Source organism: Neisseria weixii (assembly GCF_042658245.1).
Lineage (GTDB): Bacteria > Pseudomonadota > Gammaproteobacteria > Burkholderiales > Neisseriaceae > Neisseria > Neisseria weixii.
The window spans coordinates 26,704-41,440 of record NZ_JBHSPY010000001.1 but is presented as its reverse complement, the minus strand read 5'-3'; the positions used below and the strand labels follow the sequence as shown (position 1 = coordinate 41,440).

Annotated in this window: 11 protein-coding genes; 4 read left to right on the top strand and 7 right to left on the bottom strand. The window is 55.6% G+C overall.

Translation table 11 applies throughout. The features are described from left to right. The first annotated feature begins 45 nt into the window (after window positions 1-45). Complete coding sequence (locus ACFPVS_RS00180; protein WP_378595071.1) at window positions 46-918, top strand: ATP-grasp domain-containing protein; 873 nt, start codon at window positions 46-48, stop codon at window positions 916-918. A 260-nt stretch (window positions 919-1,178) separates the two neighbouring features. Here the strand turns inward: ACFPVS_RS00180 and ACFPVS_RS00175 are convergent, their stop codons facing one another. From ACFPVS_RS00175 to ACFPVS_RS00165, 3 genes are all read right to left on the bottom strand, one after another. Next, a complete protein-coding gene (locus tag ACFPVS_RS00175) occupies window positions 1,179-1,427 on the bottom strand; it encodes a BolA family protein (RefSeq protein WP_095502638.1) in 249 nt (82 codons plus the stop codon). Between the two features lie 199 nt (window positions 1,428-1,626). Beyond that, a complete protein-coding gene (locus ACFPVS_RS00170) occupies window positions 1,627-2,643 on the bottom strand; it encodes a glycosyltransferase family protein (protein ID WP_378595069.1) in 1,017 nt (338 codons plus the stop codon). A gap of 4 nt (window positions 2,644-2,647) precedes the next feature. Further along, a complete protein-coding gene (locus ACFPVS_RS00165) occupies window positions 2,648-3,181 on the bottom strand; it encodes a phosphatase PAP2 family protein (protein ID WP_123804329.1) in 534 nt (177 codons plus the stop codon). Here ACFPVS_RS00165 and ACFPVS_RS00160 point away from each other — a divergent pair. After that, window positions 3,180-3,314, top strand: a complete 135-nt coding sequence (locus tag ACFPVS_RS00160; RefSeq protein WP_255419125.1) for a hypothetical protein — start codon at window positions 3,180-3,182, stop codon at window positions 3,312-3,314. The two genes, ACFPVS_RS00165 and ACFPVS_RS00160, sit on opposite strands and share 2 nt — an antisense overlap. A gap of 339 nt (window positions 3,315-3,653) precedes the next feature. Further along, on the top strand, window positions 3,654-4,841 hold the full coding sequence (lldD, locus tag ACFPVS_RS00155) for an FMN-dependent L-lactate dehydrogenase LldD (protein WP_378595066.1): 1,188 nt from the start codon (window positions 3,654-3,656) through the stop codon (window positions 4,839-4,841). A 52-nt stretch (window positions 4,842-4,893) separates the two neighbouring features. Here the strand turns inward: lldD and ACFPVS_RS00150 are convergent, their stop codons facing one another. From ACFPVS_RS00150 to mltA, 4 genes are all read right to left on the bottom strand, one after another. After that, a complete protein-coding gene (locus ACFPVS_RS00150; RefSeq protein WP_123804327.1) occupies window positions 4,894-6,579 on the bottom strand; it encodes a purine-cytosine permease family protein in 1,686 nt (561 codons plus the stop codon). A gap of 93 nt (window positions 6,580-6,672) precedes the next feature. Continuing rightward, entirely contained in the window at window positions 6,673-9,246 is a 2,574-nt protein-coding gene (gene mutS, locus ACFPVS_RS00145) for a DNA mismatch repair protein MutS (RefSeq protein ID WP_378595064.1), read from the bottom strand. Between the two features lie 131 nt (window positions 9,247-9,377). Then, window positions 9,378-10,631, bottom strand: coding sequence for a UDP-N-acetylglucosamine 1-carboxyvinyltransferase (murA, locus tag ACFPVS_RS00140; RefSeq protein ID WP_378595062.1), 1,254 nt, complete (start codon window positions 10,629-10,631; stop codon window positions 9,378-9,380). Window positions 10,632-10,825: 194 nt separating this feature from the next. Next, entirely contained in the window at window positions 10,826-12,151 is a 1,326-nt protein-coding gene (gene mltA, locus ACFPVS_RS00135; protein WP_378595060.1) for a murein transglycosylase A, read from the bottom strand. Between the two features lie 1,218 nt (window positions 12,152-13,369). Here mltA and ftsY point away from each other — a divergent pair. Continuing rightward, window positions 13,370-14,665 carry a signal recognition particle-docking protein FtsY gene (ftsY, locus tag ACFPVS_RS00130; protein WP_378595241.1) on the top strand — a complete coding sequence of 432 codons (1,296 nt, stop codon included), beginning with the start codon at window positions 13,370-13,372 and terminating at the stop codon, window positions 14,663-14,665. The last annotated feature ends 72 nt before the right edge of the window (window positions 14,666-14,737 follow it).

Below are 14,737 nucleotides of genomic sequence, written 5' to 3'. Positions count from 1 at the left end.
GGGTTTCCGCCTTTTTTATATTGTTAACCATCAAAAGACCCAACCATGCTCACCATTACCACCTGCCACCGCTATCCCGAGCCGCCGCCCAACTTAATCCCCTTGGCGCAAGCCCTGCGGCAGCGCGGCATTGATACCCGTTTCGACGCTTGGCAAAACGCACCGCAAACGCCGTTTATCCTGCCTTTGTGCGCCTGGGATTATGCCGGCCAACCGGCCGCGTTTACCAGGTGGATGGATGAGGCCGGCAACGGGCAGCATTTTCTCAATCCGCCCGAACTCATGCGCTGGAACATGAACAAGCGCTATCTCACCGATTTGGCCGCGCAGGGCATCAATGTGATTCCGACCGAGTTTCTGGCGTGTGACAGGCAGTTTGGCGAAGCGCACCAGCAAGCCTTGCAACGCATTCTGTCAGCCAAGCAATGGCCTGAAGCCGTGGTGAAACCCGCCATCGGCCAAAGCGGCAAAGGCGTGTGCAAAATCCGTGCAGGCGAAGCGTTGGGAGAAGCATGGGCAGGCAGCGACATTTCAGACGGCCTGATGGTACAGCCCTATATCCGCGACATCGAAGAGGCGGGCGAAACTTCGCTGGTGTGTGTCAACGGCCGCTTCAGCCACGCCGTGCGCCGTCAGCCGCCACAGGGCGAATGGCGCGCCAATTCCGCTTACGGCGTGACCGTTTTGCCGGTGAATCCGCCTGATTTTGCCGTAGCAAGCGCCGAAGGCGTGTTGCGCACCTTGCCGCAGATGCCGCTGTATGCGCGGGTGGACGGCACTCTTATCGGCGATACTTTTCTGCTCAATGAGTTGGAATTAATCGAGCCGGCACTGTATCTGCACACTTGCGGGCAGGCGGCTGAACGTTTTGCCGATGCGGTGTCGGCGCGGATTGAAGCCATTCAAAAAGGGGCATGAAGTGGCAGCGACTGAAAGAGATGTTGGCTAAAGCCCAATGGGTAGGAAATAGCCGCATTGGATTTGGCAAAGCAATTTTGCCTATCCCGGCAACTGATTCCCTCTCCCGTCTGGCGGGAGAGGGCTAGGGAGAGGGTGCTCGGTGATGAGCAGAGACTTTTGCTTGAAAAGCCATAAACAAAAAGACCAAGACCTTTGTAAAGTCTCAGGCCGTCTGAAAACGCGTAACGCTTTCAGACGGCCTTTATTCTGCACAAGGATTACCCCTGTTTCGCTGCCCATTCTTCAGGGGTCGCGGCCACGGAAATCGACAGGGCGTGCAATTCGTTGCTGGCCAATTTTTCTTTCAAACCGTCTTTAATCAAGCGGTGGCGCGCCAAGCGGGCTTTGCCTTCGAATGCGGATGACACAATTACGGCAAAGAAGTGGTGGCCGTCGCCTTCCACTTCAACGTGTTGGCATGGCGCCACGGCTTCAATCATGGCTTTGACTTGTTCGGGGGTTAACATGGCGTGTTCCTTTGTTCAGATGATGGCTGCACATTATACAGAATAATCTTTTGAAATGAATGATCAAAGGCCGTCTGAACAGTGGGCTTGTTTTTCAGACGGCATCAGAATCTTTGCAAAGATCCTTATCTTTGATACATTGCTTCATTAGGCGCCGCTCGAAAGCTCATCTGTCTAGTAATATCCAGACGGCCTTTTATCAACCCTGCGCCCACACGTTTTCCACCATTTTACCCACAGGCTCGCGGCAGCCTTCGGCCAGCCAGCCGGCGACTGCGGCGGCGGTGTCGGGAAACTGAACCGGCGCGGGATTGGGGCGTTGCAGCCAGCGATGCAAGATGTCGGCATCGAAATGATGCATCACATCGGCGGCGGCCATGTTTTGCAAGACTTTGGCGTTAGATGCTTGTTCTACTTGATTATCCGGCGGCCGCACCAGTAATTTTTTACCCAGCGCCATCACTTCGCTGCACAAGCCGAAGCCGGCATTGCAAATCACGGCGCTGCATGCGGCGGTGTCGCGCGGAAAGGAGGTGCGCGAGAAGGGATGCACTTCAATCAGGCCGTCTGAAATAATGTTATCCACAGCCGCATAAATCCGAAAACGCTGCTGCGGTGCGCTGCGCAGCCATGTTTGTACTTGCGTTAAATCTTCAAACGGCAGATACACCAGCACAAAACCTTTGTCGTCAACCCGATGCGGATTGGCCTGAATCAGCGGCGGCAAAATCGGTTGGCCGAACGCCTGCCAATGCACGCCCAAATAATCGCCGGCAGGCGCAAACGCTTTCAAACCGTAAGGTAACAGCGGTGGTGGCGGCACATCGGCCAGCGGATACAGGAGCGCGTATTGGTGCGCCAAACCGACCGAACGCACGCCCTGACGCCGCGCTGCCCATGCGCTGACCGGTTCGAAATCGGTCAGCACCAAATCATAAGCACGCGTGTCCAACGCCAACACATCCTGCACAAAGCGGTAAGGGCGGGCATCGGTCAAGGTAGCCAAACGGCGCACGCGGCCTTCCTGCATACGGTAGGTAAAACCGCGAAAGATGCGGTAAGCGCCGAAGCAGTCCATATCGAAATAGGCGTCTTTATCGCGGCCGCTGAACACAAAATCTACCTCAATCCCCCGCGCCTGCAATGCGGGCAGCATGGCGCGGGCGCGGGTAATGTGGCCGTTGCCGGTGGCTTGTACGCCATACAAAATCTTCATTTTCTCAACCCATCACATAAAGCGCCGTCTCGCCGCATAATACGCCTAAGGCGGCACCGGCGGCAATGTCGGAAGGGTAATGCACGCCCAGCATAATGCGTGACAAACCGGTTAATACCGCCAACACATAAGCCGCCGGCGCGAACATCGGAAAAAAGGCCGCAATCAGCGTGGCGAACACAAACGCAGCGGCGGTGTGTCCCGATGGGAAACTGAATTTGTCCGAAGGCGTAATCAGCGCATTCAAATCGCGCACGCCTTTTTTCGGACGGTCGCGGCGGATGCTGTTTTTCAGCACCCAATACAGCGGCAATTCCAAGGCATAAGCGGTCAAACCGGCGTAAAAAAAGGCAGCCCCTGCCGCGCCGCCCCAAAGCCAAACCACCAAACCGACCGCCGCATACAAAGGCCCGCCGCCCAAACGCGAGATTTGGCGGCTGATGAAACCGATGGCGCGGATGCGGCTGTGGCGGTTGAGCCAAGACAATAATCCGGTGTCGATTCCGTGGATTTTCAATAAGGCAGACGGCGTTTTCATGGGCGCTCCTTTTTTGGGTTTCTCATTGATTTATGGCGGTATTATGGGCAAAAGATTGTGTCAGCAACATGACAAAGGCCGAAAAATGATGATGCCGCGTGGGCAAAGCGAGACAGGCCGTCTGAAAGAGTGATGATTCTTTCAGACGGCCTGAGACCTTTGCAAACTCCCCATCTTTGGCACATTTCTCCGTTGTGCGCTGCTCGAAAACTTGCCTATCCTTGTGATATGTCTGCGCTTTCTGTGCTGCTCTAACTTCCAACTGTACTCAAATCTGGGGTTTTGCAAAGGTCTCGGCCTCTGTTTTATCTAATAAATCAAATGCTTTCATGCCTGCCCTAAAACAAATCTGCCTAAGCTAACTTAAAAATCATGTCATCAGATGAAATTTCGTGCAAAAACGATTACAATAAATTTTTTATAAATAAAAATCACAATCAAATATATTTAACCCTGTTTCCGGAGCCGATTTATGATTATTTCATCCGCAAGTGATTACCGCGAAGGCGCACGCCGCCGTTTGCCGCCGTTTTTGTTCCACTACATCGACGGCGGTGCCTATGCCGAACGCACGCTGGAGCGCAATGTATCCGATTTGGCCGACATCGCCCTGCGCCAACGCGTGTTGCGCGATATGGCCGAGCTGGATTTGGGCATTGAATTATTCGGAGAAAAGCTGACCATGCCGGTTGCGCTCTCACCTGTCGGCCTGACCGGTATGTATGCCCGCCGCGGCGAAGTGCAGGCTGCGCGTGCCGCCGATAAAAAAGGCATTCCGTTTACCTTGTCCACCGTATCCGTGTGCCCGATTGAAGAAGTGGTGCCGCAGATTCAGCGGCCGATGTGGTTTCAGCTTTATGTGTTGAAAGACCGCGGCTTTATGACCAACGTCTTGGAGCGTGCCAAAGCTGCCGGCTGCCCGACGCTGGTGTTTACCGTCGATATGCCGACCCCCGGCGCACGCTACCGCGATGCCCATTCCGGCATGAGCGGTCCCAACGCCGCCATGCGCCGCTACCTGCAAGCCGTGTTGCACCCGCAATGGGCATACGATGTCGGCATTCACGGCAAACCGCACGACTTGGGCAACATTTCCAAATACATGGGTAAAGCCGTTGGCTTGGAAGACTACATGGGCTATCTCGGTGCCAACTTTGACCCGTCGATTTCGTGGAAAGATTTGCAATGGATCCGCGATTTCTGGGAAGGCTCAATGATCATCAAAGGCATTCTCGACCCCGATGACGCGCGCGATGCGGTGAAATTCGGTGCCGACGGCATTGTCGTGTCCAACCACGGCGGCCGCCAGCTTGACGGCGTATTGTCGTCCGCCCGCGCCATGCCCGCCATTGCCGATGCCGTGAAAGGCGACATTAAAATCTTAGCCGATTCCGGCATCCGCAACGGCCTCGACGTGGTGCGCATGATTGCCCTTGGCGCCGACTGCACCATGATCGGCCGCGCCTTCATCTACGCGCTGGCTACCGACGGCGAAGCCGGTGTCGCCAACCTGCTCAACCTGTTTGAAAAAGAAATGCGCGTCGCCATGACCCTGACCAGCTGCCGCAACATCAGCGAAATCACCGCCGATTGCTTGGTACAGGCGGAAAATGTGCTGAAAAACCCGAATGCTTTGCGTGAAGTGTTGGGTGGCGAGTGATTGAAGTGTAATGGGTTGGTGGTTAATGATGCTTTGCAAAGGTCCCGGCCTTTTACGATGATTTATCTTTTCCCGATAGCCTCACCCACAAGGCCGTCTGAATGAAATAAGCCGCCGAGAATAAGGCCAGCAGCCATTGGAAGGCGGTGGTGTATTGCTGCGGCGATGAGGGCAGATAGAGCATGCCGCAGCCGGCCATCATCAGCAGCAGGCTGGCGGCGGCGCCGTAAAGCAGCGGGTGGCGGCGTTGGGATAATGCGGTTTTTGCCGTTTGCGTGTGTGTGGTGAGTCGGATATCGTCGCTGCCGTAGGCGTTGTGATACAGGCGTTCAGACGGCCTGTTGCTTTGCGGTGCCTGTTGGTAGGCTAAAAAGGTGTACAGCAGCAAACACGCTGCCCATAAGGGGATGAATACGGCAAACAAGTGCATCCCAGCGGCCAGCAACACCGCGGCCAAGGCCATGCCGCACACCCACACCGACCAAGCGGCGCGGTTGTTTTGGTCGCGGCGGCCGTGGCGCCAAAACGGGGCGATGCCGAGTTTGGGCAGGATAAAATGTTCGGCGGCGATAACCGCGCCCACGGGGGCGGTGAGAATGTTGAAATAGGCCATCAAATCCAGCCATTTCAGGAAAATCAACGGCAAACAGGCAATCAGCGTGGTGACGGCGCCGACTACGGCGGTGGTTTTCGCCAGCGACCAACGCGGCAAAAAGGCGTGAAAAGCCAAGCCTGCGCGGTAAAGGCTGGGCACGGCGGTGGTAAACGAAGCCACCACCACGGCTGCGGTACCCGCTACGCCCAGCACCGGCACGACCACGCCGCCGATGTCGAGCTTGCCGATGTCGGTTTGCAGCAAAGCCGCGCTGGCCGCACCGAGCATACCCGCGGTCAGCCACGCGACAAAATGGCCGCCGTATGCGGCAAAGGCGGAATACGCGCCGTAGCCGGGTTTGCGCGCGAAACGCAGCGTGCTTAAATCGCCCATGCCCAAATGCAGTGGCAGATTCAGCCCCCATGCGAAAGCGGCAATCTGCCAGATGGTTAGCGACGGGCTGCCGTCGGGCGTGTTACCCGTCCACACATAGCGTTGCAGCGTTTCATAGCCGTCCAAACCCTGTGCGCCGCCGATAGCCGTCAGATAAGGCCAAGCGGCCAATCCGCATACGGCAAATACGGCAAACAGCCACGGCGCGCAGATTTTGGCAAACTTGGTCACCCGTGCAAAACCGCGCAACGCAATCCACACCGTCGCCAAACCAATCAGCAATACTGCCGCTACAAACAAACCGCTGGTCGGATACCACTGCACCTGAGGCGGCGCATCGGTTAAGCCGCGGATGGCTGAGGCGGAAATCGTCATCATGCCGCCGGCAATCACGGCGAAAATCAAGCCGCTCATTAAATTATAGAAAAACACCAAGCGCCGGCCGGCCACGCGTTCCAAATATTGATACAGCGTCAGCCGTGAACGCACCGCCACCGGCGCACACACCAACGCCCAGCTCAACACCGCCGCCAAATTGCCAATCAGCAGGCCTAATACAACCGTCGCCGGCGATGCGCCCCAAGCGGCAAACGCCGCGCCGACAACAAATTCGCCGCCTGCGATGTGTTCGCTGCTGTAGGCAGCGGCAAAATGGCTGCGCCCGAGCAAGCGGTCAGCAGGCACGCGGGTATGGGAAAATTCGCCGTCGTGTTCGGCAGCATGGGTGTGAGTAGATTGATTTTTTATCATGTTTGCGGTGTGTGTTCAGACATTAAATTATGGTGATGATTATAAGCTACAGGCCGTCTGAAAACTGTTTTTCAGACGGCCTGTTATATTACCTTAAACCAAATCTTTCAAGCGGTAAAGCGCATCCAAGGCTTCGCGCGGCGATAGGTTATCAGGGTTGATTTCAGCCAAAGCGGCCAGCAATTCGCTCGGTGTTTCAGACGGCCTTTCAGTAAGGCCATCATGGATTTCGACATCATCCGCTTCAGACGGCATGGCTTGGAAAATATCCATTTGCGGCTGCTGGGCGGCGGCTTGCGTTTCCAAGTCGGACAAATGCTTTTGCGCGGCTTTGAGGGCGCGGGCGGGCAGGCCGGCGAGTTTGGCCACGGCGATACCATAGCTTTTGCTGGCGGGGCCGGGCTGGATTTCGTGTAAAAACACAATGTCCTGCCCCTGCTCCAGCGCGGAAAGGTGCATATTCACCGCGCCGGCATGGGCTTCGGGCAGGCGGGTGAGTTCGAAATAATGAGTGGCAAACAGGCTGAACGATTTGTTTTTCTGCAGCAAATGTTCGGCGATGGCTTGCGCGAGGGCGAGGCCGTCGAAGGTGGAGGTGCCGCGGCCGACTTCGTCCATCAACACCAATGAATGCTCGGTGGCATGGTGCAGAATGTAGGCGGTTTCGCTCATTTCCACCATAAAGGTCGAGCGGTTGGAAGCCAAATCGTCGCTGGCGCCGATGCGCGTGAAAATACGGTCGACGGGGCCGATTTTGGCCGCTTCGGCCGGTACGAAGCAGCCGGTGTGGGCGAGCAGGGTAATCAGCGCGACTTGGCGCATATAGGTCGATTTACCGCCCATATTCGGGCCGGTGAGCAGCATCAGGCGGTGTTTGTGGTCGAAGCGGGTGTGGTTGGGCGTGAAGTGGCGCACCTGCTCTTCCACCACCGGGTGGCGGCCGCCGTCTATTTCCAACACCGGATAATCGGCAAATTCAGGGCAGACAAAGCGGCGGGTGCGCGCGAGTGCGGCAAAGGTCGCCAACACGTCCAGCGCGGCGGCGGCTTTGGCGGCTTTCTGCAGCTGCGGCAAAGCGGTCTGAATCTCTTTGAGCAGAGTTTCGAAGAGCTGTTTTTCCAAAGCCAGCGCTTGTTCTTGTGCGGTCAATACTTTGTCTTCAAACGCTTTCAATTCGGGCGTGATGAAACGCTCGGCGTTTTTCAGCGTTTGGCGGCGTTGGTAATCGGCGGGTGCCTGTTCGGCCTGTACTTTGGACAATTCGATGTAAAAGCCGTGGACGCGGTTGAACTCGACTTTTAAGGTAGACAAACCCGTGCGCTCGCGTTCGCGCGATTCCAAAGCCAGCAGAAATTCGTCGCCGTGGTTTTGAATGTGGCGCAATTCGTCCAATTCGGCATGGAAACCGTGGTTAATCACACCGCCGTCGCGCAGCCAGACTGCAGGTTCGGGCAAAATCGCGGCCTGCAATTGCTCGGCCACGGGCAAGGTGGCGGGGAACACGTTTTGCAGCGTTTCCAGCAGGCTGCTGCCTTCGGCGGCCAATTCCAATTTGGCCAATTCAAACAGGCTGTCGCGCAGCGCGGCCAAATCGCGCGGGCGGGCATTGCCTACTGCCACTCGCGCGGCGATGCGTTCGATATCGGCAATGTTTTTCAGACGGCCTTGAATAGGGGTAAACTGCCCGGCCAAGGCAGACACGGCTTGCTGGCGCGCGCGGATGTGGTCGCGGTTGCGCAAAGGGTGATGCAGCCACATCGCCAATAAGCGGCTGCCCATGTGGGTGGCGCAGTGGTCGAGCGTCGACATCAGCGTCGGCGCTTTTTTGCCGCCCAAGGTTTGGGTGATTTCCAGATTGCGGCGGGTGGCCGCGTCCATGCCGATAAACTGGCTGTCGGTTTCTAATGACAAGCCGTCAAGGTGTTGCGGCATTAGATTTTGCGTGAGGCGGATGTAGTTGATGAGCGCGCCGGCCGCACCAATCGCCGCAGCGTGTTCGTCGGTTTCCAAGCCGAAGCCGCGCAAATCTTGGCTGCCGAAATAATCGGTCAGCAGCTTCACCGCCGTATCGGGCGCGAACTGCCACGCATTCAGGCGCGTGAGGTTGGCATTTTCCAACGGCGGCAGGTTTTGGCCGTCGGCCAACAGAATTTCCGCCGCCTGCAAACGCGCCAACTCGTCGGCCAACTGCGCCGCATCAACCTGCTTCACTTTGAATTCGCCGCTTTGCAGCGATGCCCAGGCCAGGCCGATGTGTTTTTTGCTGTGGTTGACCGCCACAATGCGGTTGGTTTCTTTGTCTTCCAAAAAGGCCGAGTCGGTGAGTGTGCCGGGGGTAACGATGCGCACCACTTTGCGCTCTACCGGCCCTTTTGTCGCACCCACTTCGCCGACCTGCTCGCAAATCGCCACGCTTTTGCCCATTTTCACCAAGCGCGCCAAATATTGCTCGGCCGCGTGAAACGGCACGCCGGCCATCTTAATCGGCTCGCCTTCTATCTGCCCGCGCGTGGTAAGCGTGATGTCTAACAGCTTGGCTGCTTCCACCGCATCATCGAAAAACAGCTCGTAAAAATCGCCCATGCGGTAAAAAACCAGTTTGTCGGCATGTTGCGATTTGATGCCGAGATATTGCTGCATCATCGGCGAAACGGCGGGTTTGCTCATGGGAAAGCCTTGTGAAACGTGGGTTAAGGAGATGGCGTATTGTAACAAAAAACAAGGTTTTTACGGGAAAAAGGCCGTCTGAAAACATCATGTTTTCAGACGGCCTTTCGATTCAAACGATTCATTAAAGCTTAACCGCGTACGCGTTCGATTTTGGCGCCTACGCCGCCGAGTTTTTTCTCAATGTGTTCATAGCCGCGGTCGAGATGGTAGATTCGGTCGACGATGGTTTCGCCTTTGGCAATCAAACCGGCCATCACCAAGCTGGCGGAAGCGCGCAGGTCGGTGGCCATCACGGTCGCGCCGGAGAGGGTTTCCACGCCGGTTACAAAAGCGGTGTTGCCTTCGGTGGTGATGTTCGCGCCCATGCGGTTGAGTTCGGGAACGTGCATGAAGCGGTTTTCAAAAATGGTTTCCACCACGCGGCAGCTGCCTTCGGCCACGGCGTTCATGGCCATAAATTGCGCCTGCATGTCGGTCGGGAAGCCGGGATGCACGACGGTGCGGATGTCGACGGCTTTCGGGCGTTGCTGCATGTCGATGGTAATCCAGTCGTCGCCCGCTTCGATGACGGCACCGGCTTCAACCAGTTTGTCCAACACCACTTCCATGGTTTTCGGTGCGGCGTTGCGCAGGGTCACTTTGCCGCCGGTCATCGCCACGGCGCACAAGAATGTGCCCGCTTCGATGCGGTCGGGCACGACGCTGTGTTCGCAGCCGTGCAATTCTTTCACGCCTTCGATGGTCATGGTGGCGGTGCCGATGCCACTGATTTTTGCGCCCATTTTCACCAAACATTCAGCTAAGTCCACGACTTCCGGCTCGATGGCGCAGTTTTCCAATACGGTCGTGCCTTCGGCCAAAGTGGCGGCCATCAATAAGTTTTCCGTGCCGCCAACGGTAACCACGTCCATCAACACGCGCGCGCCTTTCAGACGGCCTTTGGCCGTGACATAACCATGCTCGATGACGATTTCCGCGCCCATGGTTTCCAAGCCTTTCAAGTGTTGGTCAACCGGACGCGAACCGATGGCGCAACCGCCCGGCAGGCTCACCTGCGCTTCGCCGAAACGCGCCAAAGTCGGACCCAATACCAAAATCGATGCGCGCATGGTGCTGACCAATTCATAAGGCGCGCAGGTATTGTTGACCGTGCCGCCGTTGATTTCGAATTCGTGCACATTGTCGGTCAACACGCGCGCGCCCATGCCTTGCAAGAGTTTTTGCGTGGTTTTCACATCGGCCAGCATCGGCACGTTTTTCAGGCGCAGTGTGCCCGAAGTCAGCAAACCGGCACACATCAGCGGCAGCGCGGCGTTTTTGGCGCCGGATACAATGATTTCGCCGTTTAACGGGCCGTTGGCAGAGATTTTGAGTTTGTCCATAGGTATTCGCTTTATCAGTCGCCAAAGCATAGGGCTTGGGCGTAAAAAATGAGGTTTGACTTGGAATTATAAGGATTTTCGCCGCATTTGTGGGCATGACGGTAAAAATTTTCTCCAAGCGTCAAAAAGGCCGTCTGAACGGTTTGGATACATTTGTTGATTGTCGGGCAAACCGGTTCAGACGGCCAATTTGTTTACGGACGATATTCCGGCGCCATGCCGTTTGGCAGCAGCAGCCACACATAACCGTTGGTTTTCTGTTTGCCGGCGATGTTGCCCGCTTCGTCGCCGTAGCCCCAGAAATAATCCACGCGCACCGCGCCTTTAATCGCGCTGCCGGTATCTTGCGCCATAATCAGGCGGTTGAGCGCTTTGTTGGTAATCGGGTGGGCGGTGGCCACGAACAAAGGTGCGCCCAGCGTGATGTAGTGGCGGTCGATGGCGCCGGCGTATTCGCCCATCAATGGCGTGCCCAATGCGCCGACAGGGCCTTGGTCGCTGCTGCCTTCGAGTTTACGGAAGAAGATGTAGCTCGGGTTTTGCCCTAAAACTTCGGCCAAGCGGTGGGTGTTTTGCTGCATGTAGGTTTTGATGCCCTGCATGGTGGTTTGACCCAAAGTCAGGTAGCCGCGGTCGGCCATATAGCGGCCGATGGATACATAAGAATATTCGTTTTTATCGGCAAAACCAAGGCGCACGTATTCGCCTTTCGGGGTTTTCAGACGGCCTGAACCTTGGATGTGCATGAAAAAGAGTTCGACCGGATCATCGGCGTAACCCAAGATCGGCGCTTTGCCGTTGAGCGCGCCGGCGTTGATTTGCGCGCGGGTGTGATACGGAATGAATTGGTTGCCGACAAAACGACCTTTAATCGAAGTCGAACGGGCGGTAATCGGGAATTGAGACAGGTTGGTGGTGTGGGTGCCGTCGGCCGCAATCACGCCGCTGTTTTGGCCGGTTTGGCGCACGCGCACGATGCCTTTGCTGTTGCGCTGGGCAGACGACAGCGGCACGGAAACGAAATCATAAGGAATGCCGTAAATCGGAAAACGCGCTTTGTTGGTCTGCACGGTGTCGCCGTGCAATACCGGTTCGTAATAGCCGGTGACGGTGCCCGCTTGCGAACCGTTGCCGCTCACTTGCCACGGCGTGAAATAGCGCTCGAAAAACGATTTGGCGGCGGCTTGGTTCAACCGGGTTTGCGCGGCTTGGGCGCACACGTCTTGCCAGCCTTGGCGGTTTTTCAGCTTGTCGCAGCCGAGTTTGAACGATTGCAGGCTTTTGACAAAATCTTGGCCGTTCCATTGCGGCATGGCGCTGTGGGGCACGGCGAGATAAGACGCATTGCCGCCCGGTGTGAAGGTGGTGCCGGCCGGGTGCGGTGTGCCGGTCGGGCGGTCGGGGCCGCTGATCACGGTTTGGTCGATGGTTGGTAATTTTTTGACGCTCTTGCTCGGACAAGCGGCCAGCAAGGCGGCGGAGATGCCCAATAAAGCGGCGCGGAACAGGGTTTTCTTCATGGCTTTTTCAAGTCGTTAAAGGCCGTCTGAACGTTGGTTTCAGACGGCATGGAAAATAAAAAAACGGCACGGCAGCATAAAGAGCCACGGGCCTGCGGGGTTTGATTCTAGCACAGAATCGCCGCTGACCTGCGGATTAGGCCGTCTGAAAGTTGGCAACGCTTATCTGGAAGGTGGGTATAATAGAGCGTGCAAACGGCGCGCGCTAATGAATATATGATGGCATGTTTTGCGTTTGCGTTGAGCCTTGAGTGGGGTTGCAAATAAAGGGATAAAGGCCGTCTGAAAGGTGTTCGGAAGCTTGAAAATTATCCCGCCTCCGCCTGTTGTTTTAAGATTTAATAATTTGTTTTAAATTAATTATTTTAATTTTTGAATATTTTTTCAGATGGCCTTTTATACATAAAATAGGCCGTCTGAAGGTGAGGAATCAAGATGAGATCGCTGGTGTTTTTTTATTGGTTGGACGCTGTTTTTCACGCTGCTGTTTGGCGGCATTTCATGGCTGGCACACGCCTTGGATTTGCCCAATGCTTCGTTGTGGATTAGCGTGGCAATTGCCGTATTTATCGGCTTGCTGCCGGGCAAAAAAATCGGCCGCCGACCGCCGCCGAAATGAGTTGGTGGCGCTGTTGGAAACAGGCCGTCTGAATCAAGCTTGTTTCAGACGGCCTTTTGATTGTGAACACAACATTTACAAGGGCAAAGATTTAAGCCGACGTGATTATGCGCGGCCATACTGTTCATCTCAACAAAATACGCTACAATAGCCCTTATTTCTCAAGCATTTTACTTTAAGGAAACGCCATGTTCGATTTCTTCCGCCGCAAAAAACAGGAAACTCCCGCTCCCGAAGAAACGGTCAAACCCGAGCTTCAACACACCGAACAAACCGCCGCCACCGAGCCGACCCAGTCGGTAGAAGCAATGCTGGCGGCGCTGGAGAATGCGTTTGCCAAAGAAGCGGCAGAGAAGGCGAAGGCCGCGCTGCAGGCTGAAGAAATTGCTGTTGAACATATTGAAAATCAATCGGTTGAAGAAGAAATTTTAGCGCAGCAAGCGACGGCCGAAACACTGGGTGATGACGTTCAAGCCCAAGCAGAAGTGCCTGCAGAAATGCCGTTTGAACACATTGCGGCGCAAGTTGAAGTGGCGGATGATGTTTCAATTGAAGACGAGAACACGGAAGAAATCGTTTTAACCGACGATGGCAAAGTGGTGATTGATTATGTGCAAGTGCCGGAAGGCACCGAATTGGTTTCGGTGACGCCGGAGCAGGCAGAAGCCATTGCCGATGAGCAGGAAGCGGTGGTTGAAGCTATCGGAGCCGCGCCATCAGCAGAGTCAATTGTTCGACCGGAAGAGGCGGAAGAAGCAGAAAGTCAGACTTGGGAAACGACTTTCCCTCAAGCGGAAAACGAACAAAACCAAGCAGCGGAAGCCGGGCCTGCAGAAGCGGTTCAGGTACAGGAAAATGTTGAAACTGAAGAAGTTAAGGCAGATGAATCGTCTGAAGCAACGCCGTCTGAAAGCCTAGCGGCCACTGCGGCGGCAACGACAGCCGTAGCCGCGCAAACTCTGGAAGAAGATCATGCGCAAACCAAATTAAGCTGGGCTTCGCGCTTGAAACAAGGTTTGACCAAATCGCGCGACAAAATGGCCAAATCGCTGGCGGGTGTGTTCGGCGGCGGTAAAATCGACGAAGATTTGTATGAAGAGTTGGAAACCGTTCTGATTACCAGCGACATGGGTATGGAAGCGACCAACTATCTGATGAAAGACGTGCGCGACCGCGTCAGCCTGAAAGGCTTGAAAGACGGCGAAGAATTGTGCGGCGCGTTGAAAGAAGCGATTTACGATTTGATTAAACCTTTGGAACAGTCTTTGGTGTTGCCCGAAAGCAAAGAGCCGTTTGTGATTATGCTGGCGGGCATCAACGGCGCGGGCAAAACCACGTCCATCGGCAAGCTGGCGAAATATTTCCAATCTCAGGGCAAATCGGTGCTGCTGGCGGCGGGCGATACTTTCCGTGCCGCAGCGCGCGAGCAGTTGCAGGAATGGGGCGAGCGCAACAACGTGACCGTGATTTCCCAATCCACCGGCGATTCGGCAGCGGTGTGTTTCGATGCGGTGCAGGCAGCGAAAGCGCGCGGCATCGATATTGTGTTGGCCGATACTGCCGGCCGTTTGCCGACCCAGTTGCACTTGATGGAAGAAATCAAAAAAGTCAAACGCGTGCTGCAAAAAGCCATGCCCGATGCGCCGCATGAAATCATCGTAGTTTTGGATGCCAACATCGGCCAAAACGCGGTCAACCAGGTGAAAGCGTTTGACGAAGCTCTGGGGCTGACCGGCCTGATTGTGACGAAACTCGACGGTACGGCCAAAGGCGGCATTCTCGCCGCACTGGCCAGCAACCGCCCGATTCCGGTGCGCTACATCGGTGTAGGCGAACGCATCGACGATTTGCGCCCATTTGATGCGCGGGCATTTGTGGATGCGCTGTTGGATTGATGTTTAAATGAAATCGAGGCCGTCTGAAACACTCAGACGGTCTTAAATTTTTTTAAAAGACAAGCGTAAAAA

Coding starts and splice junctions, on each gene's coding strand:
- ACFPVS_RS00180 (WP_378595071.1), top strand. CDS start 46: ATGCTCACCATTACCACCTGCCACCGCTATCCCGAGCCGCCGCCCAAC.
- ACFPVS_RS00175 (WP_095502638.1), bottom strand. CDS start 1,427: ATGTTAACCCCCGAACAAGTCAAAGCCATGATTGAAGCCGTGGCGCCA.
- ACFPVS_RS00170 (WP_378595069.1), bottom strand. CDS start 2,643: ATGAAGATTTTGTATGGCGTACAAGCCACCGGCAACGGCCACATTACC.
- ACFPVS_RS00160 (WP_255419125.1), top strand. CDS start 3,180: ATGGGCGCTCCTTTTTTGGGTTTCTCATTGATTTATGGCGGTATTATG.
- ACFPVS_RS00165 (WP_123804329.1), bottom strand. CDS start 3,181: ATGAAAACGCCGTCTGCCTTATTGAAAATCCACGGAATCGACACCGGA.
- lldD (WP_378595066.1), top strand. CDS start 3,654: ATGATTATTTCATCCGCAAGTGATTACCGCGAAGGCGCACGCCGCCGT.
- ACFPVS_RS00150 (WP_123804327.1), bottom strand. CDS start 6,579: ATGATAAAAAATCAATCTACTCACACCCATGCTGCCGAACACGACGGC.
- mutS (WP_378595064.1), bottom strand. CDS start 9,246: ATGAGCAAACCCGCCGTTTCGCCGATGATGCAGCAATATCTCGGCATC.
- murA (WP_378595062.1), bottom strand. CDS start 10,631: ATGGACAAACTCAAAATCTCTGCCAACGGCCCGTTAAACGGCGAAATC.
- mltA (WP_378595060.1), bottom strand. CDS start 12,151: ATGAAGAAAACCCTGTTCCGCGCCGCTTTATTGGGCATCTCCGCCGCC.